The sequence below is a fragment of the Marinobacter persicus genome (genome assembly GCF_900114155.1).
In the GTDB taxonomy this organism is placed as follows: Bacteria; Pseudomonadota; Gammaproteobacteria; order Pseudomonadales; family Oleiphilaceae; genus Marinobacter; species Marinobacter persicus.
Genome location: NZ_FOSC01000002.1, coordinates 40,608 through 66,490, shown reverse-complemented (window position 1 = coordinate 66,490; position 25,883 = coordinate 40,608). Strand labels below are relative to the sequence as shown.

Genomic DNA, 25,883 nt, shown 5'->3' with positions numbered 1-25,883 from the left:
TTTTTCATCCATTTGCAGGAGAACACATGTCCGACACCATTTTCACCAAGATCATTAACCGGGAAATTCCCGCCGATATCGTCTACGAAGACGACACCGCCCTGGCGTTCCGGGACATCAATCCGCAGGCGCCGGTGCATTTGCTGGTGATCCCAAAAAAGGCAATTGCCACCATCAATGACATCGAAGAAGGTGACCGGGAGCTGGTGGGGCATCTGTACTGGGTGGCCGGTAAGCTGGCGAAAGAGATGGGTTTTGCAGAAGATGGCTACCGGACGGTGATGAACTGTGGCGAAAATGCCGGGCAGACCGTGTTCCACATTCACCTGCACCTGCTGGCCGGCAAGCCCTTTGGCTGGCCGCCGTATACCGAGCACGCGAAGCAGGCCTAAACAATCTGGTGCCAGGGAGTCGCAACCGCCCCGGTGAGACTTCCCGGGACACGCTCAAGGCATCCATGCGCGCTTAGCTTTCGCCATCCCTGGCGAAAGATAGTCCCGGAAAGTCTCACCGGCCCGTTTGCTTAATCTTGTGCGGGCCGCACACTAGTTGAAGTGGCCGCTGTGCGGTATCACCTGGACGGACAATCTTTGGCCATGGATGGCCAAAGCTTAGCGCCCATGGAGGGCTTGAGCGTGTCCGGGAAGGTGATACCGCACAGCGGACACCTCCCCGAAGTCTAATTTCCGCCGACAAACTCCCTGCCTAAAGCCTAGCCACCAACAATCTTCTCAGCTTCCTCCACCGGCGTATGGCGAACATCTTCGCCCTCCACCATGAAGATCACATTCTCGGCGATGTTGCAGGCGTGGTCACCCACACGCTCCAGCGCCCTCAAAACACCCATCACCGACATGCAGCGAGAGATGTTCCGGTTATCTTCCATCATGAACGTCAGCAGGGTACGAGCGGCCGCCTGATATTCCTCATCAACCCGTTTGTCTTCCTTCATAATTTGCAGGGCCTGCACCGAATCCAGTCTGGCAAAAGCATCCAGCGAGTCATGCAACATGTGCAGCACGTGCTCGCTGATGTGCCGCACTTCCACATAGCCTCTCGGAGCCTGACCTTCTTCGCTCAGCTTGAGCGCCAGCTTGGCGATTTTCTTGGCTTCATCGCCCACCCGTTCCAGGTCGGCCACCATTTTGATCACGGAAATCACCAGGCGCAGGTCACGGGCCGTGGGTTGACGACGGGCGATGATCAGCGTGGCTTCTTCATCCAGTGCCTTTTCCAGTTTATCGACTTCCTTATCCTTCAAGCGGGTCTTCTCAGCCAGCTCCGCGTCGCTATCGATCAGCGATTTGACGGCCTGTTCCACCTGGGCTTCCACCATGCCGCCCATTTTCAGAAACTCGGTTTTCAGCTCGTTCAGTTCGCTGTTGAACTTGTGGGAAATGTGATCCCCGTATACGTCGTCCTTCTGATCTGTCATTGCAATAGCCTCCAAAACACCGCCGGCGCTTAGCCGAAGCGGCCGGTGATGTAAGATTCTGTCAGTTCGTGTTCCGGCGAGGTGAACACTTTATTGGTATCGTTGACTTCCACCAGGTGGCCCAGATGGAAATAGGCGGTGCGGTGAGACACCCGGGCCGCCTGCTGCATGGAGTGGGTCACGATTACGATGGTGTAGCTCTCGGACAACTCGGCGATCAGCTCTTCCACCTTGGCGGTGGCGATCGGGTCCAGCGCGGAACAGGGTTCGTCCATCAGCACCACTTCCGGGCTCACGGCAATGGCGCGGGCAATGCACAGGCGCTGCTGCTGGCCGCCGGACATGCCGGTGGCGGTGGCATCCAACCGGTCTTTCACTTCTTCCCACAGACCGGCCTTGCGCAGGCTGTTTTCCACGATATCGTCCAGGTCCGACTTGCGGTTGGCCAGGCCGTGAATACGCGGGCCGTAGGCTACGTTTTCGTAGATCGACTTGGGGAACGGGTTGGGCTTCTGGAATACCATACCCACCCGGGCGCGCAACTCGACCACGTCACGCTTGGGGTCATAAAGATCCTGACCCTCCAGCTGCAGTGAGCCTTTCACGCTGCAGATATCAATACTGTCGTTCATGCGGTTCAGGCAACGCAGAAAGGTGGATTTGCCGCAGCCGGACGGGCCGATAAAGGCGATCACCTCGTTACGGGCAATGTCCAGGCTGATGTTCTTGATCGCCCGGTTTTCGCCGTACAGCACTTCGACGTTACGCAGCTGGAACTTGGCGTCGTCGGCAAACGGTTGACCGACGGTCACGCCTTCTTCAATGGTCGCTTCCGCCGGCTTGGTCTCCGGCAGCGGCGTGTTTTCTGTTTCACTCATATCTGCTTCGCTGGTTACGGTTGCATTCATCGTATTCATGGAGATTCTCCTCACCACCGGCGTTCAAGGCGCTTGCGCAACCAGATAGCCAATGCGTTCATTCCGATCAAGAAGGTCAGCAGCACCATAATGGCGGCCGAGGCACGTTCAATAAAGGCCAGCTCCGGGCTGCCTGCCCACAGAAATACCTGTACCGGCAACACCGTGGCGGAATCAAAAAAGCCATTGGGCACGTCGACAATAAACGCCACCATGCCGATCAGCAGCAGCGGCGCGGTTTCGCCCAGCGCCTGGGCCATCCCGATGATGGAGCCTGTCAGCATGCCCGGCATGGCCAGTGGCAGCACGTGGTGCAATACCACCTGCATCTTCGAGGCACCAATGCCCTCTGCCGCTTCCCGGATGGACGGCGGCACACTTTTGATGGCCGCTCGGCTGGAGATGATGATGGTGGGCAGGGTCATCAGGGTAAGCACCAGACCACCAACCACCGGCACCGACCGGGGCATCCCAAACAGGTTAATGAACACCGCCAGACCCAACAGACCAAAGATGATGGAAGGCACCGCGGCCAGGTTGTTGATGTTCACTTCAATGAAATCCGTGAGCTTGTTCTGGGGCGCGAACTCTTCCAGGTAGATGGCCGCGGCCACCCCGATCGGGAAGGACAGCGCCAGCGTCACCACCATGGTCAGCAGTGACCCGATCATCGCACCCAGAATACCCGCTTTGGAGGGATCCCGGGAGTCGCCGTTCTTGAAGAAGGTGTCGTTGAACGAGGTTTCCACCACACCTTTCTCAACCAGCTGGTTCACCCAGTCACGCTGTTGTTCGGTCAGCTTGATCGAGTAGGCCGAATCACCGGCGTGCTTTACAAACACATCCACATCGGTATGCGCCAGAAAGGTCATGGAGCGGCTGGTGTTCAGCCAGTCCGGGTTTTCCTTCAGCGCATCGCGCAGGGTGACCGACGCGTAAGGGTTGATCAGGTCCCGCACCGCCGACCGGTCGCTTTCGGAAGCTGACGGAAGCTCTTTCATCAGAGCCTGAATCAGCGGCTCGACGAAATCAGCCATCTTGATCTGGCGCTCATCAGTGGCGTCATCCAGATACATCATTTCGCCATCCAGCTCGACCTCAAGGTTGAGCGTGGTTTTCATAAAGCCGGCCGAGCCCTTGCCAATGATGTCGGCAAACAGGATCACCAGCGCCGACAGGGCAATGGCAATGGCAATGACCCCATAGGCCCGAAACCGGCGCTCCTTACGGTAGCGCCGCTTGAGTGACTGGCGGACAAGTTCCGCCTGAGAAGTTTGATCAGTCATACTGTTCCCGATATTTGCGGACAATTTTAAGGGCGACCACGTTCAGCAACAGGGTGGACAGGAACAACATGGCCCCCAGGGCGAACGCCGCCAGTGTCTTGGCACTATCGAATTCCTGGTCCCCGGTCAGCAGGGTGACGATCTGCACGGTCACGGTGGTCACGGTTTCCAGTGGGTTGGCGGTCAGGTTAGCGGCCAGGCCGGCAGCCATCACCACGATCATGGTCTCGCCAATGGCGCGGGACACCGCCAGCAGAATGCCGCCCATAATGCCCGGCAACGCAGCCGGGAAGATGACCTTTTTCATGGTCTCGGACTGGGTGGCGCCCAGAGCCAGAGAGCCGTCGCGCAGGGTTTGCGGCACGGCGTTGATCACATCATCAGAGAGCGATGACACAAACGGGATAATCATGATCCCCATCACGCCGCCGGCGGCCAGAGCACTCTGGGACGAAGCTTCGATACCCAGCGAGGCAGCCAGGTCGCTGATGAAAGGCGCCACGGTAAGTGCGGCAAAAAAGCCATAAACCACGGTGGGAATACCGGCCAGCATTTCCAGCAGCGGTTTGACGGTGCTGCGCACCCGTTTACTGGCGTATTCCGACAGATAGATGGCAGATAAAAGCCCCACCGGCACCGCCACCACCATGGCGATAAAGGAGATCAACAGCGTACCGGTGAACAGCGGAATCATACCGAAGGCGCCCTCGGCCGCCACCTGGTCGGCGCGCAGTGCGGTTTGCGGACTCCATTGGGAACCAAAAATGAAGTCGATGAACGAAATCTTCTGGAAGAAGCGGAAGGTCTCGAACGCCACCGAAAAGATAATGCCCACGGTGGTCAGAATGGCCAGCGCTGCGCAGGCGAAGAAAATCCACTTGAGGATGGTTTCCACCTGTGCCCGGGCGTTCAGACGAGGGCGAATCCGCAGCCAACCAAGAAAGCCCGCCAACACCGCCACCGAAATGACCAGCGCATTCATGTACAAACGACTCTGGCCCCTCAAGGCCTGCAGCCTTTCAGCCGCATTGGCGATTGGGCCGTCAACCATCGCCGGAGGCAAGGCACCACTGGCCACGTTGCTGATCTTGCTCAGCAACAAACTGGCGGCGCCTTCACTGTCAGGAATCATGTCGGCGGGCAGTGAACCGATTACCAGCATCTGAATCACTTTACCCTGGAAGGCGACCCAAAGGCCCAGAACCAACAACGCCGGGATGCCACACCAGAGCGCGGCCCGCGCCCCATAATAAAACGGCAGAGACTTGAGATGACGTATCCCGCCCATGGGCATCGCCAACGACCGGGAGCGGGCATAGCCCAGGCCATAGGCGACCACCGCCAGTGCGAGGGTCAGTATGAATAGATTGGCAGGTTGCATGAATTATCCTGTCTGGCACTTCAATTGCGCGGCAAGGCCGCTTTTAAACCACGAAAGGGTGCGAGCCCCAAAAGCCCGCACCCTCGTCAGCAAATCTTTTTCAAGTTGCTGATTTCTTTAGAGCAGTTCGCTCTTCTGCAGGTTCGGCATGCTGGCTGCCTTGTCCTGCAGGTCCATCAGAGCGTCGCGCGGCGGCACGATCAGGCCAACGCTCTTCAGGTAGCCGTTGCGGCCCATGGCGGCCTGGCTGGCGAACTCTTCCACATACTCGCTGATGCCCGGAACCACACCAACGTGGGCTTTCTTCACGTAGAAGAACAGGGAGCGGGCAACCGGATACTGGTCTGCGGCGATGTTTTCAACAGTCGGCACCATGCCGTTCAGACGGGCAGCCTGCAGGCGATCGGCGTTTTCTTCCAGGAAGCTGTAGCCGAAGATGCCGTACATGCCAGAGTCGCTCATCAGCTTCTGCACGATCAGGTTGTCGTTCTCACCGGCTTCGATGAACGGGCCGTCTTCACGCATGCTGTGACAAACGCCTTCCATGTCATCTTCGCTCATGTCGGCAACCGCCGGCAGGTCTTCACAGCCCCCCTGCATGGCAAGCTCAACAAACGCATCACGAGTACCGGAAGTCGGCGGCGGACCCATTACCTGAATAGCCACGTTCGGCAGGCTGGAATCGATGTCGCTCCACTTGTCGTACGGGTTGGCGATCAGCTCGTTTTCGTTGTCCGGGTTCGGCACTTCCTTGGCCAGAGCCAGGAACAGCTGCTCCAGAGAGATGTCCAGGTTTTCAGCATTGTTGGAGCTGGCGATCACGATGCCGTCAGAACCGATACGGAATTCGGTGATGTCAGTAACGCCGTTGCCCTGGCACATATCGTACTCGGACGGCTTCATGCGGCGGGAAGCGTTGGTGATGTCCGGGTGCTGGGTACCGATGCCCTGGCAGAACAGCTTCAGACCACCGCCGGAACCGGTGGATTCCAGCTTCGGAGTGGCGAAGTCGGTTTTGGTACCAAAACGCTCGGCTACCACGGTTGCGAACGGGTACACCGTGGAGGAGCCCACGATGCTGATGGTGTCGCGGGCCATGGCCGGGGTCGATACCGCAGCAATGCTGCCGGCGAGGGCGACAGATGTCAGCGCAGCTTTCAGTTTCATCACGTCGAGTCTCCGTTATTTGGTTTAGACGTTGGGTCGGATGTGCTTTACCGATGACTGCATCCTAAAAGGGGGCTGTGACAGCTTTGTTACAGACCCCTGAATAACCAAAATTCGACGTGATATTTTTATCGGCAGTGTCTCAGTGGCCGCCCATCAGGCTGTCAGCGGCATCCGGTTTGTCATGTACCCCGAAGCGGTCAACGATAGTGGCGCTGGCTTCGTTCAGCCCCAGCACTTCCACATCCGCGCCTTCCCGGCGGAACTTGATGACCGCTTTATCCAGGGCGCCCACGGCGGTGATATCCCAAAAATGGGCACGACTCAGGTCGATGACCACGTTATCAACGGCCTCCTTGAAATCAAACGCCTCGATAAACTTCTCCGAGGAGCTGAAGAACACCTGACCCACCACTTTGTAGGTGCGGGTATCGGTTTCTTTGTCGTAGTCGGAGGTAACGGCCATGTAGTGGCCCACCTTGTTGGCGAAGAACAGCGCCGCCAGCAGTACCCCGGCCAGCACACCAAACGCCAGGTTGTGAGTGGCCACCACAACAACCACGGTCACCACCATCACGATGTTGGTGGACAGCGGGTGTTCCTTGAGATTCTTGATGGAGCCCCAGCTGAAGGTACCGATGGACACCATGATCATCACCGCCACCAGCGCGGCCATGGGAATCTGTACCAGCCACTTGTCCAGAACCAGCACCATAATCAGCAGAAACACGCCGGCGGTCAGGGTGGACAACCGGGTACGACCGCCAGATTTCACGTTGATGATGGATTGACCAATCATGGCGCAACCGGCCATGCCTCCAAGCAGACCAGAGCCGATATTGGCAACACCCTGGCCCTTGCACTCACGATTACGGTCACTGGTGGTATCGGTCAGGTCATCCACGATGGTGGCGGTCATCATGGATTCAAGCAGACCGACCACGGCCAGACCCAGCGAATACGGCAGGATAATCATCAGGGTTTCCAGGTTCAGCGGCACATCCGGCCACAGGAAAATTGGCAGGGTATCCGGCAGCTCGCCCATGTCACCCACAGTACGGATATCCAGGCCAACGGCCATGGCCACACCGGTCAGTACCACAATACACACCAGCGGCGAGGGCAGCACCTTGCCCACCACCGGCACGTAGGGGAACAGGTAAATAATGCCCAGGCCGGCGGCGGTCATGGCGTACACATGCCAGGTAACGTCGGTCAGCTCCGGCAGCTGCGCCATGAAAATCAGGATCGCCAACGCGTTCACAAAACCGGTCACCACCGAGCGGGACACAAAACGCATCAGTCCGCCCAGCTTCAGGTAGCCGGCGATAATCTGGAACACGCCGGTCAGCAGCGTGGCCGCCAGCAGGTATTGCAGGCCGTGTTCTTTCACCAGCGTTACCATCAGCAGTGCCATGGCCCCGGTGGCGGCGGAAATCATGCCCGGCCGGCCACCGACAAAGGCAATCACCACGGCGATACAGAAGGACGCGTACAGCCCCACTTTCGGGTCCACCCCGGCGATGATGGAAAAGGCGATGGCTTCCGGGATCAGCGCCAGCGCCACCACGATACCGGCGAGCAGGTCACCACGAATGTTGGAAAACCAGTTGGTTTGCAGACTTTTCAGCATGTTCAGTCAATCCGGTTGAAGGTCATAAAACAGCGAACGCACAGATCGAGACCGATCAGCGCCACAGTTTCTAACGGGTTTATTGCAGGAAAAGGTACTGTGACCGGGGCACACGACAAACGAAGCCGTCAGCCAGGCGAAAACGCCGGCGAAATGGGCCGCTCGCGGGTACCAGAGGGGTTAGCTTGAATGCTAGGGCGGAAGAATCGTCACAGTTGGTTTCGGTTTCGTCGATGAAGATTAAAAAGAGGTAGGGCCCCAAGAAGGGCGCGGATTCTACCAGAGCCGATCAGGAAAATCGACCGGCACCGGCCAGCGCGGACTCGAACAGGTCCTGATAATGCCCCTGTAGCTCCGAGGCTCGCCAGGCATCGGGCTGAACGGGGGCGGGTTGTCGGGCCATGAGCTGCTCAAGACCATCGGCGGCGGCCCGCGCTTCTCTTCCCGGGTCGGCTTCATGGCTGGCATAGAGGTTATCGGCCGGCACGTATTCCCGATAGGCGAGCCGGTCCGGCGCCAGTGCCACACAGCCCGAAGCCATGGCTTCGAGCATCGACAGCCCCTGGAAATCGTGCAGGGCGGTGGAGAGGACCACATCGGCCCGAGCCAGCAGCCGGTCGTAATCCGCCCGCCCTTCAAGAAAGCCCCAATGAACGAGTCGATGGCCAAATCGCTCACGAATGGTGTCGAACACCGGTGGATACTTGCGAAAGCTCTCCCCTACCACGCTCAGACGGAAAGGCAACCGGCGCCGTTCCAGCTCCTCAAGCAGGCCCAATAACCGGCCCGGCCCCTTGTCGTATTCCCAACGATGGTTCCAGAGCAGATGTGGGCATTGCCAATCCAGTGTTTGCTGCCGACCAACAAACAAGCGGTCTTCAATGGGCACCGGAATTATCCGGGATTTCTCATGCAACCCCGAAATCAACCCCTCCGGCACGCCATCCGGCATTTTGCCCAGGAATTGCCCAACGCCCTCAACGAAGCTGTCCCGATTCCAGGCGCTGTTGAACATCACCCCGTCGGCAGCGATGGCGCTGTACAGGTTCACCACCTGCGGGTCGACACTGGCATGCTGTCCGGCGGATACCGGAAAGGCAAACTGGTTCTCGTGCATGTACAACAGGCAGGGCACTCCCGCCAGGGTCGGATGAAAGCCCTTGAGCGCCGCCAGGTCCACCATGGAAGTGGCGATCACGAGATCCCACTTTTCCTGAAAGCAGGGCTCGTTCAGCCAGGTTAGCGGGTTACCGCGAATGCGCCAGCGGAAATACCGGGGCGAGAGTACCAGGGTGTGCCATTGGCAATCCGGCAACATCGCCACCAGCTGCTCCCGCCAACGGCGGTGGCTGGCAGCATCGTAAGAAGACAACAAAAGAATCCTTGGCTTCTCATATTTGGGAGATACCATCGTATTTGTTCTGCCTCGGTTCGGTTTCTGTTCCAGGAAGAGCGGGATGCTGGCACTCATTGCGCTGATGATGTTCAGTGTCTTTTTGACGTGCGTCCGAGCGACCAAAGCCCCAGCACCGGGCCCGGCGCCAGCAGAAGCGCCACCCACACCCCCCAGCTACTCCACAGACTCGTCGTCAGCCAGATGGCGGGTAGCGTCAGGCCGTAACCGACAGCGTTCATGGCCGCCAGCGAAGAGCCGATGGACGCCCTTGGGGCGGTCTCGGCCGCCAGTGCCGAGAACTGGGGCGAGTCGGCAATGACCGACAGCCCCCAGACAAACAGCAAGCCGATCAACCACTGTGGCGGCAAACCACTCAGCCAGGGGTAAAGCAGGCACAGTGCCCCGGATATTCGCAAGGCCCAGCGGGCTACCCACTCGCTGCCCTTGCTGCGACTGAGCCAGCCGCCACCAATACAGCCCAGCGCACCAATGCCGATAACCGCGAAGGCCAGCCAGGGCACCCAGCCGCTGCCAAGGCCCAGGCGGGATAATTCGCGGCCAGCCAGCAATGGAATCAGTGTCCAGAGGGCATAAAGCTCCCACTGGTGCCCGAAATAGCCGCCCGCCACCGCTCGAAAACGCGGCACTCGCAGGGCTGCCAGACCATGGCGCAGCGGCACCGGGCCGGTGCTTTTAGGCAGATGAGGGCCATCTCCCAGTAATAACACCAGCGCCGCGCCAATGAACGCCAGTACCGAGGAACCCAGCAATGGCCATTCCCAGGGCAATCCCAACGTAGCCCCACGCATAAGGTGCGGCAGCGCCGTGCCCAGGGTCAGCATGCCCACCAGCCAGGCCAGCGCGGCACCCGCATATTTTGGTGTCCACGCGATCACCATTTTCATGCCCAGCGGGTAGATGCCGGCCAGGCAGAGCCCGGTGGCAAAGCGCAGGATAAAACCGAAGGTGGGCTGACTGGCCGCCAGCACAAAACCCGCGTTCACCAGCGCCCCCAACAAACCGGCAACGGCAAAAATACGACTGGCGCCGAAACGATCAGCCAAGCCGGTCACGGCAATCAATAGCGTGCCGGCAATAAAACCGCCCTGCACGGCCAGTGTCAGGCTGCCCAATTGCGACTCGGGCAGCCCCAGCTCACCGGCCAGCGACAACCAGACCCCGTTGATGCTGAACCACAGGGACGTGCCAAACAGTTGTGCCAGCACAATCACCGGCAAGGGATAACGCCGCAAGAATTCGATCATTATTGTTATCTTTGTTGTCAGCTGTGCATCTTATGACAGCAAATCCGGCCGCTGCTGTCGGTCTCCACGTTACAGCGGCGGGCGAGGGTTGCCCGGAGCCGCTCCCGGGCTCGACGAATGCGTGCCTTGGTGGCGGGGAGTGACAGACCGTGAGACTCGGCATACGCTACCTGAGACATGCCCCCCAGATCACAGGCCTCGATAATGTCTCGATCCGTGTCGGCCAGCAGCGGAAGAGTCCTGTGAATACATTGGTCCAGCTCATCCACTGGCGCCCGATCTACCTCGCGCTCATCCGGCAACTGTTCCGGCACCGGCACCCACTGCTTGCGCAACCGATACCGGTCGGTCAGCGCGTTACGGGCCACCTGAAACAACCAGGCACGCGGGCTGGTAAGCTCACAGAAGGTTCGTCCGGCCCTCATGGCCTTGAAGAACACATCCTGCAGAAAATCATCCGCCGTCGCCGGATCCGACAGCTGGCCGATCAGGAAATGACGAAGTTCTGCCTGATGGTCTTCCCAGGCTTGCAGTACACACTCAAACGCCATGCCGCTCAGGATACCCCGGTGAATGGATTATGAAACCTGGCAGTCATTGTAACCTGCCCGGGTGTTGGCTGCCGCCAAACCCCGGTTTTTCATTTTTTTTGAAAAAAGGCGCATCCTTTTGGGTGGCCGGTCGTCTTCATGGATAACCCTCTATTCTTTATCCATCAGACAACGGGCTTCCCGACTATGCTGGCGATTTTCACACAACTGGCCGACTGGCTCACCTACACCCTGATGGGGCTGAGTCCGGAGACCAAACTGGGCACCTCCATCCATTTCTTCATTGAAGACACCACCAAGATCCTGTTTTTGCTGGTGGTGATGATCTACGTCATCGCCCTGATGCGGGCCTCCCTGAACCTCGATCGGGTGCGCGCCTACATCCAGCGCAAGAATCGCACGGTAGGCTACTTTTTCGGCTCCGGCTTCGGCGCCATCACCCCCTTTTGCTCCTGTTCCAGCATTCCCCTGTTCCTGGGCTTCACCAGCGCGGGCATTCCGCTGGGCATCACCATGGCGTTTCTGTTCACCTCGCCCATTATTAACGAGGTGGCGGTGATCATGCTCTGGAGCCTGCTGGGCTGGAAATTCACCTTGGCCTACATCGTCATCGGCATGGCCGTGGGCATGATCGGCGGCATGATTCTGGATGCCATCAAGGGCGAACGCTGGCTGAAGGATTTCGCCGCCAAGGCTTACCAGAAGGCGGCGGAGCAGGCTCATGATTCACCGCACGACGTTGAAGTACCCGAAGCCCCGAAGCTGACCTTTAAAGACAGGCACAATTTCGCCAAAGACGAACTGAAAGAAATTGTCGGACGCATCTGGAAATGGGTGCTGATCGGCGTTGGCCTGGGCGCGGCCCTGCACGGTTTTGTGCCGGACGGCTGGTTTGCCGAGAACCTGGGATCCGGCCAGTGGTGGAGCGTACCGGCCGCCGTGTTCGCGGGTTTGCCCCTGTACTCCAACGCCACCGGGGTGATTCCGGTCATGGAAAGCCTGATCGTCAAGGGCTTGCCGGTAGGCACCACCCTGGCCTTCTGCATGAGCACCGTGGCCGCCAGCTTCCCGGAGTTCATCATGCTCAAACAGGTGATGACCTTCCGATTGCTGGCAATCATTTTTGCCATCCTGCTGGCCAACTTCATGGTGGTCGGCTGGGTGATCAATGCTATTGGCCCCTGGCTGTTTGCCGGGAGCTGACCTGCCTCAACAAACCCAACCGGGTAAACGATGAAAGGAGAACGCGATGAAAACGTTTGAAGTATTGGGTACAGGGTGCAAGAAGTGCACAAATACCGCCGAGAAAATCGAAAAAATGGCCAGTGAGCTGGGGCAGGATGTCGAGGTGGTAAAAATCACCGACCCGGCCAAAATCATGGAGTACCAGGTGATGTCCACCCCGGCCGTGGCGCTGGATGGGCAGGTGGTTCACAGTGGCTCGATTCCCACGAGTGACGCCATCGCCGAATGGCTCAAAGGCTGAAGTCTTGGCCCTAAAGAGCAGGCACCGGCGCCTGGCCGGTGCCTGCCAGTATCACGCCTCCACCAACCGCCGCTCCGGCAACATCAATGACAGCAACGCCGCAGTGGCCACCAGCCCCGCCGAAATCCAGAGGCAGGCCTCCAGCCCATACGCCTGGTACACCCAACCGGAAAGAATGGTGCCCAGCAGGCGGCCGGCGGCGTTGGACATGTAGTAAAAGCCCACGTCCAGCGATACGCCATCACCCCGGGCATAGCTGACAATCAGGTAGCTGTGCAGTGAGGAGTTGATGGCGAACAGTACGCCAAACAACAACAGGCCGCCGATCACAATGGCTTGAGCCGGCCAGCCGGCCATCAAACCACCGGCAATCAGCGCCGGAATCAACGCCAGCGCGGCCGCCCATAGCACCGCACCACTGCGGCCGTCCGTCTGTCCGGTAATGCGCGGGGCAATGGTCTGGATAAAGCCATAGCCGATGATCCAACTGGCCATGAAGCCACCCACCTGCCAGTGGTCCCAGCCGAAGGCGGTGGCCATGTACACCGGCAGGGCCACCACGAACCAGACGTCCCGGGCGCCGAACAGGAACATTCGGGCCGCCGACAACACGTTAATGGCCCGGCTCTTGGACAGGATATCGGTAAACTTCGGCTTGGCCTTGCTCTTGCCCAGGTCCTGTCCCAGCAGGAACAGGCTGGCCAGCCAGACCACCGCCAGCGCCACCGCCATCAGAATCACGGCACCCTTGAAACCGGCGGCCATCAGCAGCACACCGCCCAGGAAGAAACCCACGCCTTTCAGGGTATTCTTGGAGCCGGTGAGAATGGCCACCCACTTGTACAGCTTGCCCTGCTCGGTGTCCGGCACCAGCAGCTTGATGCCGCTCTTGGCGGACATCTTGTTCAGATCCTTGGCAATACCGGACAACGCCTGGGCCGCCATCACCCAGGGCACGGTGAGCATGGCCGCCGGCACCGCCAACATGGCCAGGGCGACAATCTGCAGGAACAGACCAATGTTCATGGTCCGGTTCAGGCCCATGCGGGCCCCCAGATAACCGCCCACCAGGTTGGTCACCACCCCGAAGAATTCATAGAAAACGAACAACAGGGCGATTTCCAGCGGCGAATAGCCCAGCTGGTGGAAATGCAACACCACCAGCATACGCAGGGCCCCATCCGTCAGGGTGAAGGCCCAATAATTACCGGTGATCACCAGGTACTGACGGATGGCGGCACTCATATCAGGCCAGCCCTACCTTGCGCGCCAGCTCGGCGGTGCGGTTGGCGTAGCCCCATTCGTTGTCGTACCAGGCGTAGATTTTCACCTGGGTGCCATTGACTACCAGGGTGGACAGGGCATCGACGATGGAAGAACGCGGGTCGGTCTTGTAGTCGATGGACACCAGCGGGCGCTCTTCGTAGCCCATGATGTCTTTCAGTTCGCCCTCGGCCGCCTCCTTCAGCAGCTGATTGACGGTTTCCACATCCGTGGGGTTTTCCACTTCGAACACGCAGTCGGTCAGCGAGGCATTGGTCAGCGGCACCCGAACCGCGTGGCCATCCAACCGGCCCTTCAGTTCCGGGAAGATCTCGATGATGGCCGTGGCCGAACCGGTACTGGTGGGAATCAGCGAGCTGCCACAGGCCCGGGCCCGGCGCGGGTCCTTGTGGGGCGCATCGATGATGGTCTGGGTGTTGGTCAGGCTGTGAATGGTGGTCAGCGAGCCGTGCTTGATGCCCAGCTTCTCGTGAATCACCTTCACCACCGGTGCCAGGCAGTTGGTGGTGCAAGAGGCCGCGGTGACAATGCGGTCGTTGGCCGGGTCGAAGATGTCCTCGTTGACACCCAGCACGATGTTTTTTGCGCCCGCTTCCTTCACCGGCGCGGTCACCACCACGCGCTTCACGCCCTGGTCCAGATAGGCCTGCAGCACTTCCACCTTGCGGTTCACGCCACTGGCTTCGATCACCAGGTCGCAGCCGGACCAGTCGGTATCGGCAATGGCCCGGTTTTGAGTCACGCGAATGCGCTGGCCGTCGATCACCATGTCGTCGCCCTCGGCACTGGCTTCATGGCTCCACCGGCCGTGAATGCTGTCGAAATTCAGCAGGTGGGCGAGACTGGCGGCGTCCGCCCCCGGATCGTTAATCGCCACAAATTCCAGCTCCGGCCAGCCCCAGGCTGCCCTTAATGCCAGCCGGCCAATGCGGCCAAAACCGTTAATACCTACCTTGATCTTGCTCATGGTGTTCTCCTTGCGAGATTCGCATTCAGTCGAGTAATCAGGAACAGCGCACCGGCCGGTCGGCCATGCTTTCCAGCCTTGCCAAAGGCGCATCAATCAGCGCCGCGTTGTGAATAGCGGTTTCTTCCAGCACCCGTCGCACCCACTCCGGCAGGGCCGGGTTCAGGTAATAATAGACCCATTGGCCATGCCTTTCGGTATCCAGCAAACCCCCGTCGCGTAAGGTGGCCAGGTGGCGGCTGACTTTTGGCTGGGACACCTCGAAGGCTTCGGTCAGCTCACACACGCACAACCGGCCCTGATGGCGGATCAGCAACAGGGCGGATAAACGCAATTCATCGCCGAGTGCCTTGAAGACGGATACCGGATTGAATTCAACCGGCTTCAGCCCGGTTTCCTTCTGGTGGACCAGAGTGAACAGGCCAATACGTTCCTTCAGCTCTTTAAGTGTGAGCGCGAAGGTGGCGTGCCGGTTGGTGGCGGCCGGGTCCGGAAAATCCCAGTGAATCTGCTGGGCTCCGGCATGTACCACGCCGCACTCACTGGCGGCCTTGTCGCACAGGGTGATCACGTAATCCCAGGGCTGCTCCTGCAAATCGGCCAGCTGTTTGCTGTGCAGGCCGGCGGTATCAATACCGGCTTCTTCCAGCACCTGCAGGGCCAGCGGATTCGGTTTGGCTGGGTCAGTGCCCGCGCTGGCTACTTCAAACTGGTCACCCGCCATATCACGGAGCACTGCTTCGGCCATCAGGGAGCGGGCGCTATTGGCAGTGCAAACAAACAGGACTCGGCGCTTCATACGATTTTCCATATATTCGTTTTCATGAATATCTGTTTTTGTGCATAATAGGATCATTCAGCCAATGAGTAAAGGAAGAGAACAGCATGGGCTTTTTCGAGCGTTATCTGTCGGTCTGGGTGGCTCTGGCAATTGTCGCCGGCGTGGCCCTGGGGCAACTGGCCCCGGTAGTACCGGAAACCCTGTCGCGCTTTGAATACGCACAGGTGTCGATCCCCATCGCCATTCTGATCTGGGCCATGATTTTCCCGATGATGGCGCAGATTGATTTCAGCGCCATCGTGGGCGTGAGAAAAGAACCCAAAGGCCTCGCCATTACCACCATAGTGAACTGGCTGATCAAACCCTTCACCATGTTTGCCATTGCCTGGTTCTTTTTGATGGTGGTGTTCGAGCCATTGATCGCACCAGAACTGGCCAGTGAATACCTGGCCGGCGCCATCCTGCTGGGCGCAGCGCCCTGCACCGCCATGGTGTTTGTCTGGAGCTACCTGACCAAAGGTGATGCCGCCTATACCCTGGTTCAGGTATCCCTCAATGACATCATCATGCTGTTCACCTTCGCGCCGATTGTGGTGTTCCTGCTGGGCATTTCCGACATCCAGGTGCCCTGGGATACCGTGCTGCTGTCGGTGGTGCTTTACATTGTCATTCCGCTGACAGCCGGCTACCTGACCCGCCGCGTGCTGATCGCCCGTCACGGGGAAACGTGGTACGACAACGTGTTCATGAAGCGCATTGGCCCGGTCACCCCGGGTGCATTGATTGTCACGCTCGTGCTGCTGTTTGCCTTCCAGGGCGAAGTGATTCTGGAAAACCCGCTGCACATCGCCCTGATTGCCGTGCCGCTGATCATCCAGACGGTGTTCATTTTCCTGCTGGCCTACGGCTGGGCAAGGCTGTGGAAGGTGCGCCACTGCATCGCCGCACCGGGCGCGATGATTGGCGCCAGCAACTTCTTCGAACTGGCCGTGGCCGCCGCCATCGCCCTGTTCGGCCTGCAGTCCGGTGCGGCTTTGGCCACGGTGGTGGGTGTGCTGGTGGAAGTGCCGTTGATGCTGGCACTGGTAAAAATCGCCAACAAAACCCGGGATAAGTTCCCCGCCTAGAAATTGGCTGGTTGGCGGCTCAGCCCCGCCAGAAATGCGGAGAGAACAGGACAAACACGCTGAGCAGTTCCAGCCGGCCCAGCAGCATGGCCCCCATCAACACCCATTTCGCGGCATCCGGCAGCGTCTGAAAGTTGCCGGCGGGCCCGATGGTGTCACCCAGCCCGGGCCCTACATTGGCAAGGGCGGTGGCGGCACCGGTCAGGCTGGTCACCAGATCCAACCCAAGAAACGCCAGAATGGCCGCTACCACCGCCAGTGTGGCGAGAAAAATAAATGAAAAGGCCACACTTGAGGCCACGATCTCATCGTTGATGATACGACCGTTGTAATGCCGGGCAATCACCGCATTGGGATGCAGCAGGCGAATGACCTGTTCCCGCAACAGCAGCATGGAAAGCTGGAAACGGAAGATTTTCATGCCTCCGCTGGTTGACCCGGAGCACCCGCCCACAAACGTCAGGAAAAAGAACAACACCACCACGAACGGCCCCCATAGCGAATAGTCCTGGGACGCGTAGCCGGTGGTGGTGACCACGGATGTCACGTTAAAGAGGGCATGCACAAAGGCATCGACAGCCGGGGCCTCTTCTTTCATGATCCGATACGCCGCAATCGTTGCTGCCACGATCACCAGGAATTTCAGGAAGAACCGGACCTGTTTATCCCTGAATAATGGCCCGGTCTGGCCATTCAACAACCTGACAAAAAGAAAAAACGGAATGCCGCCCAGCATCATGAAGAGGGTGGACGCAAATAGAATGGGAAGCTGTTCAAACTGCCCCATGGAACTGTCGGAAGTGGAATAACCACCTGTCGACACCGTCGTGAAGGCATGGTTCACGGCTTTGAACAGATCCATACCCAGAAGCCAGTAAGTCAGAATGCAGCCGAACGTCAGCGTGAAATAGCTGAAGACCAATCCGCGGGCCAAACGATTGGTCCGGGGAACTGCTTTCTCTGTCCACTCTGACGATTCGGTCGCGAACAACCGCATACCACCAATTCGCAGGAACGGCAGAATCGCCACCGCCATGCCGATGATGCCTATACCGCCCATCCATTGCATGATGGAACGCCACAGCAGAATGTCTCCGGGCAGGTGATCAAGACCACTCATCACCGTGGAGCCGGTGGTTGTGACCCCGGAGATACTCTCAAAAAAAGCGTCCGTAATGCTCAGATTCAGGTCGCTTAGCAACAGCGGCAAACTGGAAAACAGCGGAAGCACAACCCAGGAAGACACCGTCAGAATGAACATTTCCCGCTGTTTGAGCGGATGACGCTTTCGGCCAACACTCAAAAAAAGCGTCAGACCCACAACAAAGCAGATCGATGCCGATTTGACAAAGGCCAGCCAGTCAGGCGTTTCACCGAGCATCAAGAGGTTCACGGGCAACGTCATCAGAAAGCTGAGCAGAATCAGCAAAAAACCCAGAATCTGTATTACAGGCCGCAAGTTAAACAGTGCCATAGTTTAGGATCTTCCTGATTTTTCTCGGATCATTTTCGCCACCGCACAGCCTATGACGACACCGCTCAACTGCACGTAGGTAGAAAAACCGGCGTAAAGCAGATCTTTCGTTGAATGAGTGACCATGTAATCTCCCGGTAACGCGGCAAGGGTTGCCAGCCCAGCCAATAGGAATCCCCATTTCGCACTGTGTACCCAGGCAAAAAATACGACAGGTGCCATATAAGGGAAAATAGACAGCACCGGCTGCGCAGCCTGTCTATTAGCAATCGCCAAGAAACCAAGCCACGCAAGAGCGAGAACCAAGTGGCTCAGCATACCCTGCTTGAAACCAGACAACCCCATTTTTGCCCCCCCCCTGCGGTTAGGCAGCCCCGGGTGAAAGGTCGTAAGGAAACCATAATCCCACAGAATTTAGGACTACATAACTGCAATTTTTACGGCATTTTTACGGCCTCTCGTGCCGACTGAATACCAGGCCCCGAACGTTTAGAGCTACACTCTTTTACTGAGAAAAGCGACGGGATCTGGATCACCTTAATGATCAAAAAACAGCAATTTATTGTCATCGGTCTTGGCGTCTTCGGCGCTACAATCGCCCGGGAACTGACTCGGCTGGGACATGAAGTACTGGGTATCGACTCAGACGAACATTGCGTCGACCGATTGGCAGAAGACATTACCCATGCCGTTATTGCCGATGTTGCCGATGAAAATTCGCTGATCGAATTGAACGCAGGCAGTTACGATGCCGCCGTTGTAGCCATTGGCAGAAACGTAGAAGCCACTATGCTCGCCACGCTTCAACTCCGGGAGCTCGGCGTCAAAAAAGTCTGGGCAAAAGCGCTCACCAACCAACACCACCGAATCCTGGAGCGGCTTGGCGCAACGCGAATTATTGCCCCAGAGTTTGAGATGGGTGTACGGATTTCCCAGGAATTGAATTACCCGATGGTTCACAACTATCTCGGGCTTGATGATGACTATTTCATTGTTGATTTTCACACCACCGAGGATCTTGTTGACAAAACAATCGGCGAGGTGATCAATGGCGAGCCTGTCGAGGCACTTGTTGTAAAGCGGATGGCGGAAGCACACCCCCACCCGGATCACACCTGGAAAATCCGGAATGGCGACCGAATTGTGCTGGGTGGAAAGCTGGATGACCTGAGAGATTTGGTCAACCACCTATGAAGATACACTTTCTGGATTTGGTTTATCACCAAACTCCCGGGACAACACCAAACGCTAAAGGCATAAATCCTCCTCGGCTGTTGCTAGAGGCTTTTCTGGTTCTGATCGGGCTGGGCGCTTGCCTCCTGAAGCTACCGTTCGCCGCCGTTGAGCCGGTCACCTGGATGGAAGCGGCCTTTACCGCCACCTCTGCAGTTACCGTCACTGGCCTCGTGGTTGTGGATACCGGCAGTCAATACACCTTGTTTGGGCAGTTGGTGATACTGGCGCTGATACAGCTTGGCGGGCTGGGATTAATGACATTCGCCGTGCTCACCGCCCTCGCTCTGGGTTTCAAGCTGCGTCTGGAACACCAACTGGTCGCACAGGAAGCGTTCAACGAAATTTCCCTCCAAACGGCCAGACGTGCAGGCGGCTCCATTGCGCTGTTTGCAGTGACAGCCGAAGCCATCGGTATTGTGTTGCTCGGCCTGTTTTTCGTCCCGGAACTGGGATGGACCGAGGGTCTTTACCAGGCCTTGTTCTACACAATCTCAGCATTTAACAATGCCGGTTTTGCTCTGTCACCAGATAGCCTTTCTGCCTACGTTGAACATCCTGGCATCAGTCTGTCAGTGACGGCTCTATTTATCACTGGCGGCCTGGGCTATATCGTCGTCATGGAGCTCTTCGACAAGCGCTGCTGGTCGCGACTGTCGGTTTACGTCAAAGTCATTCTGTTGGCCACCTTGCTGCTGAACCTGTTTGCCACCGGCACCATTCTGCTACTTGAATTTGGCAACCCCGCTACTCTTGGTGCGCTGGATAGTTTCTGGGACAAGCTCCTGGCCGCCTGGTTTCAGGGCGTGACGCCACGCACAGCGGGCTTCAACACTCTCGATATTGGCGCGTTAACGGCCGGCACCAGCGTACTGATGCTGCTCCTGATGTTCGTAGGGGGTGCGCCGAACTCTACAGCCAGCGGCATCAAAATTTCCACGTTTGTCATTATGCTCGCCGCAACCCGTTCGTTTTTGCGGGGTAACCTGAATGTGAGTTTTTTCAAGCGCTCCCTCAGCAGCGAAACAGTGCTTAAGGCTCTCGCCACGGCAACCATTGGGATGGCAGTCGTGTTTTTGGGTGTTCTGTCACTGAGCATTCTGGTTGAAGATGAGTTTCTGGATATCGCCTTCGAGGTGGTTTCCGCGTTCGGTACCGTTGGCCTTTCCCGAGGCACAACCAGCGAACTGGGCACGGCAGGCCAATTGATCATCATGGCAATCATGTTGATCGGCCGTCTCGGCCCACTTACTTTGGGTTATACCCTGACAGTGCGCAGGAAATCCCGTGTGCGCTATGCGAAAACTGAGTTCCCGGTAGGTTAAACCACCGCAAAACTGACAGAGGCTCAGTCCACCTCGACACTCTTGAGGGCGTTCCAAGCCTCGGTGGTAGTTTCATGGAGTTGACCACTTTGCTGCTCAATAAACAGTGCCGCAATGTCGTTCCGGTCGGCCACAGCGGAACCTTCCTCGGTTCCCAGGCATAGCAAAGCTGTGGACCACGCATCTGCCCAGGTGGGATCTCCATCAATGACCGTTACCGACACTGTGGAGTGATCCACGGGCCAGCCGGTCCGGGCATCCAGCACATGGCTGTAGCGTTGGCCCCGATCATCAAAGTAATGACGGTAGGTCCCCGATGTCATCACAGATAAGGGCGTATCACGATGGATAGTGACCACCTTGTGAACCGATCGTTCGCTTGGTGCCGGCCTTTCAATGGCAACCCTCCAGGGCTCCCCGCCCGGCTTGTGACCCCGAGTCTTCAACTCTCCACCCAGCTCTACAAGATAATGTTCGATGCCAGCGGATTCGAGTACTTCAGCCATTTTATCCACGGTGTACCCTTGAGCGATTGAAGAAAGATCGACCTGAAGCCCTGGCGCGGACTTAATGAGTTCTGTGGTGGATCTCGTGGCCAAACGATCCATCCCGATGTCTTTCAGCCGGTTGTGGAGCTCAGCCTCTTCTGGAACAGAAACCTGCTGGCCACTAAACCCCCAAAGATCGAAAATGGGCTTGACTGTGAGGTCATAGCACCCTTGGCTGGCCAAGCTCACCTCCCGCGCGCGATTGATCAGGCTGACAATTTCGGGGCCTACCTCCACCGGCTCAGATGCTTCGGAGTGGTTAAACCGTTCAATAACACTGTCCGAGCGGTAGTTAGACATCAATGCATCAAGTCGCTCCAGCTCCGAGACAATCTCTGATTGAATGGTTTCGCTGTCTGCGCCATCCGGCTGCCAGAAGCTAACGTGCCAGGTCGTCCCTTGGGCGGGACCACTGAGTTTGGTCAGACCGGGCGGCTGGTTACACCCTGCCAACGCCAAAGTCAGAACGCTGGCCAATAATGTTTTCCAAAAGCGCCAACGCCAAAAGAAACTGAACAGATTTCGTAACAACGCGAACATTCCACACCTCTGAAGGGCAACGCAAAACGTCGAGAAGTCTACCCTGCCGCAATAGAAAGGTGGGGCGTTGTGTCGAATTTTTAACGCCTTTTTTACGCCCAGCCCCTGATTTGGTCATCGAATTTTTACGCCCGGCCCCAGCACCATGGAAAGGCGAACTCACAGAAGGAGATTGAGCGTGTCTATTTTCCTGTTAATTGTTTCTGTTGCAGTCGGCGGCTACCTAGTCGCCGCCCTGCTCTGGCCCGAGAGGTTCTGATCATGGCACTTATCGGTATCGGCATCATTCTGGGGCTGTTTGGCCTGTGTTTCCTGTTCATTGATCTGGAGGAACGGCTGTGAACGAGGTCATCATTATCTATGCGGTCACGCTGTTACTGGCATGGCCATTGGGCAAGTACATTGCGGGCGTTTTCAACGGCGGAAAAGGAACAGCCGGGGCTGTTTTTCTGCCGGTTGAAAGTGGCCTGTATCGGCTGTTCGGGGTAGATCCCTCGCAGCCCATGAGCTGGCAGGGTTACGGCAAGGCCCTGCTTAAACTGCATCTGGTACTGGTGCTGATCATATTCGGGCTGTTGATGGCTCAGGGGCTGCTCTTCCTTAACCCTGACGGTATTGGCGGCATGAGCTGGGACCTGGCGCTGCACACGGCGGTCTCGTTTCTGACCAACACCAACCAGCAACATTATTCCGGCCAGGCGCAACTGAGCTATCTGGCACATACCTTCGGCATTGTTACGCTCCAGGTGGTAACGCCGGCAGCAGGCATGGCGGCGCTGGTTGCGATTGTCCGCACCTTGCTGGGGCGCTCTGACAAGAAAAGTCAGCCCTCTTCCGATGGCACCGTGTCTGTCGGTAATTTCTACGAGGACATCACCCGCGCCGTTGTCCGTGTAATGTTGCCTGTAGCAGCGGTTGTGGCCCTCATTATCGCCTCGCAGGGTGTTCCCAACAGTTATGAAGGTGCCCGTACCGCGATCCCGCTGGACCAGACCGCTGGCATGACGGAACAGAATATTCCGATCGGCCCGGTAGCTCCCATGGTCGCTATCAAACAAGTGGGCACCAATGGCGGTGGCTGGTATGGCCCCAACTCCAGCGTGCCACTGGAAAACCCCACCCCTGTCAGCAACTTTGTACAGACGGTTTCCCTCGTCCTGATTCCCGCAGCTCTGGTCTTTGCCCTTGGCTTTATGACCGGCCGTCGCCGACTGGCCATGGTGGTGATGGGTGTAATGGTGGTGATGTCTGTCTCGCTCACTTCCGTTGCCATCTGGTCGGAAAACCAGCCAAACGCTGCGTTTTCTGGTCTGGCTGCGGAGGGTCCGAACCTGGAGGGTAAAGAAGTGCGTTTCGGTGCCTCTGCTACTGCGCTCTGGGGCAGCTGGACCACGCAGACCTCCAATGGCTCCGTCAACGGCATGCATGACAGCTTCAATCCCATTGGCGGCATGATTCCGATGATAGACATGTTCATCAACGTCACCTTTGGTGGTATTGGCGTCGGGCTTATTGGCTTCCTTCTATTCCTGTTACTGGCCGCCTTTCTTGGCTCTCTGATGATCGGGCGGGCACCGGAAATTGCCGGTAAGGCCCTGGAGACCAGGGAAATGAAGTTGGTATGTATCGCTTTGTTAATCCAGCCCCTGCTGATCCTGGGTTTCAGCGCCATCACGGTGGCCTTCCCGGCACTGACCGGTAACTCCAACCCGGGCTTCCATGGCATCAGTCAGGTTATTTACGAGTACACCTCAGCGTTTGCAAATAACGGCTCCGGTTTTGAGGGTCTTGGCGATGACAGCGTCTGGTGGAACGTGACCTGCGCGGTCAATCTCGCTCTCGGTCGTTTCATCCCCATCCTGGCACCACTGGCGGTTGCAGCCTCTCTCGCGGCCAAGCGTTCCGCTCCTGAAGGTCGCGGTAGCCTGAGCATAGATACGCCCACCTTCGGGCTGATGACTCTGGCGGTGATTGTGATGTTTACCCTGCTGAGCTTTATGCCGGTGCTGATTCTAGGCCCGATCGCTGAAGCCCTGGCTCTGATGTCCTGAGTGGAGAACGATGATGTCCAAGAAAACCCCTAAAATGACTGACTCGCTTGATCTGGGCAGCGTTGTTGGCCAGTCAATTAAGCGTCTTTCGCCGAAGGATCTGGCCCGAAATCCGGTCATGATGGTTGTCGGTGTCGGCACCCTGGTTACCTTCCTTCTGGGCCTTACCCACCTGGCCCAGGGTGAACCCGCCGGGCTTGATTTCGCCATCTGCGCCATTCTGTTGTTTACCGTGCTGTTTGCCAATGGCGCTGAATCCGTGGCCGAGGCTCGCGGGAAAGCCCAGGCAGGCGCACTCAGGGCGACAAGGAAAGATCTGAAAGCCCGCAAGCTGGACGGTGACCAGCATAAGGAAGTCGCAGCGACAGACCTTCGACGGGGCGACCGCGTGTTGGTGAAACCCAACGAGCTGATCCCCGCCGACGGTGAAATTGTCACCGGCGCTGCGACCATCAACGAATCAGCGGTAACCGGCGAATCCGCGCCTGTACTGCGGGAGGCTCGCACGGACAACAGCGGCGTGAGTGCCGGAACCAAAGTGCTTTCCGACGAGATTGTGGTTGAGGTAACGGTAGACCCCGGTAACTCGCTGCTGGATCGCATGATCGCCCTGGTTGAAGGCGCAAAACGTCAGAAAACCCCAAGCGAGCTGGCACTGTCGGTTCTGCTTGCCGCCATGACTCTGGTGTTCCTGATTGTGGTGGTGACTCTGGTGCCCTTCGGCGGATTTGTGGGGGCCACTCCCTCATTTTCGGTTCTGGTCGCACTGCTGGTGTGCCTGATTCCAACCACCATTGGTGGTTTGCTTCCGGCCATCGGTATCGCGGGGATGGACCGTGCCATGCGCGCGAACGTGATCGCTAAATCCGGTAAGGCGGTTGAGGTAGCCGGTTCCATCGATACCCTTCTGCTCGATAAGACCGGCACCATCACGCTGGGCGACCGCAAAGCCACCGCCTTTGAAGCCGTTCAGGGCGTAGCGCCTGGCACCTTGAGGGATGCGGCACTGCTGACTTCCCTGGCCGACCCGACCCCTGAGGGCAAATCGGTAGTCGCCCTGGCGCGAGACAAAGGCTCAGACGCTGAAGCTTCAGAGGGTACAGAGTTCATCGAGTTCTCCGCCAACACCCGCATGTCCGGTGTGGATCTGCCCGACGGTCGGATTCTTCGCAAAGGCGCCACGGATGCGATTCGCAAATTCATCACCGAGAATGGCGGACACTATCCGCAGGAAACCGACCGCCTGGTAGACCGGGTCGCCAAGAACGGTGCAACCCCGCTGGTGGTGTCTGAAGACAATCGCGTACTCGGCGTTATCGCCTTGTCTGATGTGATCAAGTCCGGGATCAAGGAACGGTTCGCCAAACTACGGGAAATGGGCGTTAAAACGGTGATGATTACCGGTGACAACCCGGTGACTGCCGCCGCTATTGCTGCCGAGGCCGGCGTTGACGACTTCGTCGCCGAGGCCACCCCGGAGCAGAAACTGGATATTATCCGCAAAGAGCAGGCTGAGGGCCGCATGGTGGCGATGATGGGTGACGGCACCAACGATGCCCCGGCCCTGGCCCAGGCCGACCTGGGGCTCGCCATGAATTCTGGCACTCAGGCAGCACGGGAGGCGGGCAATATGGTCGATCTGGATTCCGATCCCGGCAAACTGCTGCAGGTGGTGGAAATTGGCAAACAGCTTCTGATCACCCGAGGCTCACTGACTACCTTCTCCCTGGCCAATGACGTAGCCAAGTACTTCGCCATCCTGCCTGCACTGTTCGTAACGAGCCTGCCGGCACTGGACGCGCTCAACATACTGAACCTCTCGAATCCGATGAGCGCGGTGCTGGCGGCAACCATTTTCAACGCCTTGATCATACCGGTTCTGATTCCGTTCGCGTTGAAAGGTGTCCAGTTCAAGCCGGCCAGCGCAACGCAGCTGCTGCGTCGTAACCTTCTGATTTTCGGGTTGGGTGGGCTGTTGTTGCCGTTCGCGGCCATCAAGGCGCTGGACCTGATGCTTACCGTGGTCGTTTGAGGAG

24 protein-coding genes are annotated in these 25,883 nt (G+C 57.9%); 9 read left to right on the top strand and 15 right to left on the bottom strand.

What is annotated here, in order from left to right:
* Positions 1-26: 26 nt before the first annotated feature.
* On the top strand, positions 27-392 hold the full coding sequence (locus BMZ63_RS02275; protein WP_091701123.1) for a histidine triad nucleotide-binding protein: 366 nt from the start codon (positions 27-29) through the stop codon (positions 390-392).
* Positions 393-712: 320 nt separating this feature from the next.
* Here the strand turns inward: BMZ63_RS02275 and phoU are convergent, their stop codons facing one another.
* The 9 genes from phoU to BMZ63_RS02230 form a co-directional block, all read right to left on the bottom strand.
* Complete coding sequence (gene phoU / locus BMZ63_RS02270; RefSeq protein ID WP_091701121.1) at positions 713-1,435, bottom strand: phosphate signaling complex protein PhoU; 723 nt, start codon at positions 1,433-1,435, stop codon at positions 713-715.
* Between the two features lie 29 nt (positions 1,436-1,464).
* The gene (pstB, locus tag BMZ63_RS02265; RefSeq protein WP_091701118.1) at positions 1,465-2,352 is read right to left on the bottom strand and encodes a phosphate ABC transporter ATP-binding protein PstB; all 888 of its coding nucleotides are present in this window, start codon (positions 2,350-2,352) and stop codon (positions 1,465-1,467) included.
* An 11-nt stretch (positions 2,353-2,363) separates the two neighbouring features.
* Positions 2,364-3,638, bottom strand: coding sequence for a phosphate ABC transporter permease PstA (pstA, locus tag BMZ63_RS02260; protein WP_091701116.1), 1,275 nt, complete (start codon positions 3,636-3,638; stop codon positions 2,364-2,366).
* The gene (gene pstC / locus BMZ63_RS02255; RefSeq protein ID WP_091701113.1) at positions 3,631-5,019 is read right to left on the bottom strand and encodes a phosphate ABC transporter permease subunit PstC; all 1,389 of its coding nucleotides are present in this window, start codon (positions 5,017-5,019) and stop codon (positions 3,631-3,633) included. Before pstC ends, pstA begins: the two co-directional genes overlap by 8 nt.
* Positions 5,020-5,136: 117 nt before the next feature.
* The gene (locus BMZ63_RS02250; protein ID WP_091701111.1) at positions 5,137-6,189 is read right to left on the bottom strand and encodes a substrate-binding domain-containing protein; all 1,053 of its coding nucleotides are present in this window, start codon (positions 6,187-6,189) and stop codon (positions 5,137-5,139) included.
* Positions 6,190-6,328: 139 nt separating this feature from the next.
* On the bottom strand, positions 6,329-7,819 hold the full coding sequence (locus BMZ63_RS02245; RefSeq protein ID WP_091701108.1) for a SulP family inorganic anion transporter: 1,491 nt from the start codon (positions 7,817-7,819) through the stop codon (positions 6,329-6,331).
* Between the two features lie 289 nt (positions 7,820-8,108).
* On the bottom strand, positions 8,109-9,191 hold the full coding sequence (locus tag BMZ63_RS02240; protein ID WP_373296665.1) for a tRNA-queuosine alpha-mannosyltransferase domain-containing protein: 1,083 nt from the start codon (positions 9,189-9,191) through the stop codon (positions 8,109-8,111).
* A gap of 113 nt (positions 9,192-9,304) precedes the next feature.
* Positions 9,305-10,480 (bottom strand): MFS transporter, encoded by a 1,176-nt coding sequence (locus tag BMZ63_RS02235; RefSeq protein ID WP_091701103.1) that lies wholly within the window; start codon positions 10,478-10,480, stop codon positions 9,305-9,307.
* Between the two features lie 17 nt (positions 10,481-10,497).
* Positions 10,498-11,031, bottom strand: coding sequence for a sigma-70 family RNA polymerase sigma factor (locus BMZ63_RS02230; RefSeq protein WP_091701100.1), 534 nt, complete (start codon positions 11,029-11,031; stop codon positions 10,498-10,500).
* Positions 11,032-11,169: 138 nt separating this feature from the next.
* Between BMZ63_RS02230 and BMZ63_RS02225 the strand changes: the two genes are divergently transcribed.
* Together BMZ63_RS02225 and BMZ63_RS02220 are read left to right on the top strand one after the other, a co-directional pair.
* Positions 11,170-12,234, top strand: coding sequence for a permease (locus tag BMZ63_RS02225; protein ID WP_227663481.1), 1,065 nt, complete (start codon positions 11,170-11,172; stop codon positions 12,232-12,234).
* Positions 12,235-12,280: 46 nt separating this feature from the next.
* Positions 12,281-12,517 carry a thioredoxin family protein gene (locus BMZ63_RS02220; RefSeq protein ID WP_091701093.1) on the top strand — a complete coding sequence of 79 codons (237 nt, stop codon included), beginning with the start codon at positions 12,281-12,283 and terminating at the stop codon, positions 12,515-12,517.
* Positions 12,518-12,568: 51 nt separating this feature from the next.
* Here the strand turns inward: BMZ63_RS02220 and arsJ are convergent, their stop codons facing one another.
* The 3 genes from arsJ to BMZ63_RS02205 are packed head-to-tail and all read right to left on the bottom strand — an operon-like array spanning position 12,569 to position 15,567.
* Positions 12,569-13,762: an organoarsenical effux MFS transporter ArsJ gene (arsJ, locus tag BMZ63_RS02215; RefSeq protein ID WP_091701091.1), complete on the bottom strand. Its 1,194-nt coding sequence runs from the start codon at positions 13,760-13,762 to the stop codon at positions 12,569-12,571.
* Position 13,763: 1 nt separating this feature from the next.
* The gene (locus BMZ63_RS02210) at positions 13,764-14,768 is read right to left on the bottom strand and encodes an ArsJ-associated glyceraldehyde-3-phosphate dehydrogenase (RefSeq protein WP_091701088.1); all 1,005 of its coding nucleotides are present in this window, start codon (positions 14,766-14,768) and stop codon (positions 13,764-13,766) included.
* A 37-nt stretch (positions 14,769-14,805) separates the two neighbouring features.
* Entirely contained in the window at positions 14,806-15,567 is a 762-nt protein-coding gene (locus BMZ63_RS02205; protein ID WP_091701086.1) for a metalloregulator ArsR/SmtB family transcription factor, read from the bottom strand.
* Positions 15,568-15,653: 86 nt separating this feature from the next.
* On the opposite strand from BMZ63_RS02205, the gene arsB reads away from it, so the two are divergent.
* Positions 15,654-16,676: an ACR3 family arsenite efflux transporter gene (arsB, locus tag BMZ63_RS02200; protein ID WP_091701083.1), complete on the top strand. Its 1,023-nt coding sequence runs from the start codon at positions 15,654-15,656 to the stop codon at positions 16,674-16,676.
* 19 nt (positions 16,677-16,695) lie between these two features.
* On the opposite strand, the gene BMZ63_RS02195 is transcribed toward arsB, so the two are convergent.
* Together BMZ63_RS02195 and BMZ63_RS02190 are read right to left on the bottom strand one after the other, a co-directional pair.
* Positions 16,696-18,150, bottom strand: a complete 1,455-nt coding sequence (locus tag BMZ63_RS02195; protein ID WP_227663480.1) for a TrkH family potassium uptake protein — start codon at positions 18,148-18,150, stop codon at positions 16,696-16,698.
* A 3-nt stretch (positions 18,151-18,153) separates the two neighbouring features.
* The gene (locus BMZ63_RS02190) at positions 18,154-18,495 is read right to left on the bottom strand and encodes a hypothetical protein (protein ID WP_091701080.1); all 342 of its coding nucleotides are present in this window, start codon (positions 18,493-18,495) and stop codon (positions 18,154-18,156) included.
* A gap of 195 nt (positions 18,496-18,690) precedes the next feature.
* Between BMZ63_RS02190 and BMZ63_RS02185 the strand changes: the two genes are divergently transcribed.
* Both BMZ63_RS02185 and BMZ63_RS02180 read left to right on the top strand, forming a co-directional pair.
* Positions 18,691-19,344, top strand: coding sequence for a potassium channel family protein (locus BMZ63_RS02185; RefSeq protein WP_091701078.1), 654 nt, complete (start codon positions 18,691-18,693; stop codon positions 19,342-19,344).
* The gene (locus BMZ63_RS02180) at positions 19,341-20,708 is read left to right on the top strand and encodes a TrkH family potassium uptake protein (RefSeq protein ID WP_091701075.1); all 1,368 of its coding nucleotides are present in this window, start codon (positions 19,341-19,343) and stop codon (positions 20,706-20,708) included. The genes BMZ63_RS02185 and BMZ63_RS02180 overlap by 4 nt, the downstream gene beginning before the upstream one ends.
* 23 nt (positions 20,709-20,731) lie before the next feature.
* On the opposite strand, the gene BMZ63_RS02175 is transcribed toward BMZ63_RS02180, so the two are convergent.
* Positions 20,732-21,796, bottom strand: a complete 1,065-nt coding sequence (locus BMZ63_RS02175) for an FAD:protein FMN transferase (protein ID WP_091701071.1) — start codon at positions 21,794-21,796, stop codon at positions 20,732-20,734.
* Between the two features lie 145 nt (positions 21,797-21,941).
* Here BMZ63_RS02175 and kdpF point away from each other — a divergent pair, with 145 nt between their 5' ends.
* The 3 genes from kdpF to kdpB all read left to right on the top strand — a co-directional run bounded on the left by kdpF (position 21,942) and on the right by kdpB (position 25,879).
* On the top strand, positions 21,942-22,055 hold the full coding sequence (gene kdpF / locus BMZ63_RS15285) for a K(+)-transporting ATPase subunit F (RefSeq protein ID WP_081698952.1): 114 nt from the start codon (positions 21,942-21,944) through the stop codon (positions 22,053-22,055).
* 79 nt (positions 22,056-22,134) lie between these two features.
* A complete protein-coding gene (kdpA, locus tag BMZ63_RS02165; RefSeq protein ID WP_091701068.1) occupies positions 22,135-23,847 on the top strand; it encodes a potassium-transporting ATPase subunit KdpA in 1,713 nt (570 codons plus the stop codon).
* A 13-nt stretch (positions 23,848-23,860) separates the two neighbouring features.
* Entirely contained in the window at positions 23,861-25,879 is a 2,019-nt protein-coding gene (gene kdpB / locus BMZ63_RS02160) for a potassium-transporting ATPase subunit KdpB (protein ID WP_373296664.1), read from the top strand.
* Positions 25,880-25,883 lie beyond the last annotated feature (4 nt).

Coding starts and splice junctions, on each gene's coding strand:
- BMZ63_RS02275 (WP_091701123.1), top strand. CDS start 27: ATGTCCGACACCATTTTCACCAAGATCATTAACCGGGAAATTCCCGCC.
- phoU (WP_091701121.1), bottom strand. CDS start 1,435: ATGACAGATCAGAAGGACGACGTATACGGGGATCACATTTCCCACAAG.
- pstB (WP_091701118.1), bottom strand. CDS start 2,352: ATGAATACGATGAATGCAACCGTAACCAGCGAAGCAGATATGAGTGAA.
- pstA (WP_091701116.1), bottom strand. CDS start 3,638: ATGACTGATCAAACTTCTCAGGCGGAACTTGTCCGCCAGTCACTCAAG.
- pstC (WP_091701113.1), bottom strand. CDS start 5,019: ATGCAACCTGCCAATCTATTCATACTGACCCTCGCACTGGCGGTGGTC.
- BMZ63_RS02245 (WP_091701108.1), bottom strand. CDS start 7,819: ATGCTGAAAAGTCTGCAAACCAACTGGTTTTCCAACATTCGTGGTGAC.
- BMZ63_RS02235 (WP_091701103.1), bottom strand. CDS start 10,480: ATGATCGAATTCTTGCGGCGTTATCCCTTGCCGGTGATTGTGCTGGCA.
- BMZ63_RS02230 (WP_091701100.1), bottom strand. CDS start 11,031: ATGGCGTTTGAGTGTGTACTGCAAGCCTGGGAAGACCATCAGGCAGAA.
- BMZ63_RS02225 (WP_227663481.1), top strand. CDS start 11,170: ATGGATAACCCTCTATTCTTTATCCATCAGACAACGGGCTTCCCGACT.
- BMZ63_RS02220 (WP_091701093.1), top strand. CDS start 12,281: ATGAAAACGTTTGAAGTATTGGGTACAGGGTGCAAGAAGTGCACAAAT.
- arsJ (WP_091701091.1), bottom strand. CDS start 13,762: ATGAGTGCCGCCATCCGTCAGTACCTGGTGATCACCGGTAATTATTGG.
- BMZ63_RS02210 (WP_091701088.1), bottom strand. CDS start 14,768: ATGAGCAAGATCAAGGTAGGTATTAACGGTTTTGGCCGCATTGGCCGG.
- BMZ63_RS02205 (WP_091701086.1), bottom strand. CDS start 15,567: ATGAAGCGCCGAGTCCTGTTTGTTTGCACTGCCAATAGCGCCCGCTCC.
- arsB (WP_091701083.1), top strand. CDS start 15,654: ATGGGCTTTTTCGAGCGTTATCTGTCGGTCTGGGTGGCTCTGGCAATT.
- BMZ63_RS02195 (WP_227663480.1), bottom strand. CDS start 18,150: ATGGCACTGTTTAACTTGCGGCCTGTAATACAGATTCTGGGTTTTTTG.
- BMZ63_RS02190 (WP_091701080.1), bottom strand. CDS start 18,495: ATGGGGTTGTCTGGTTTCAAGCAGGGTATGCTGAGCCACTTGGTTCTC.
- BMZ63_RS02185 (WP_091701078.1), top strand. CDS start 18,691: ATGATCAAAAAACAGCAATTTATTGTCATCGGTCTTGGCGTCTTCGGC.
- BMZ63_RS02180 (WP_091701075.1), top strand. CDS start 19,341: ATGAAGATACACTTTCTGGATTTGGTTTATCACCAAACTCCCGGGACA.
- BMZ63_RS02175 (WP_091701071.1), bottom strand. CDS start 21,796: ATGTTCGCGTTGTTACGAAATCTGTTCAGTTTCTTTTGGCGTTGGCGC.
- kdpF (WP_081698952.1), top strand. CDS start 21,942: ATGGAAAGGCGAACTCACAGAAGGAGATTGAGCGTGTCTATTTTCCTG.
- kdpB (WP_373296664.1), top strand. CDS start 23,861: ATGTCCAAGAAAACCCCTAAAATGACTGACTCGCTTGATCTGGGCAGC.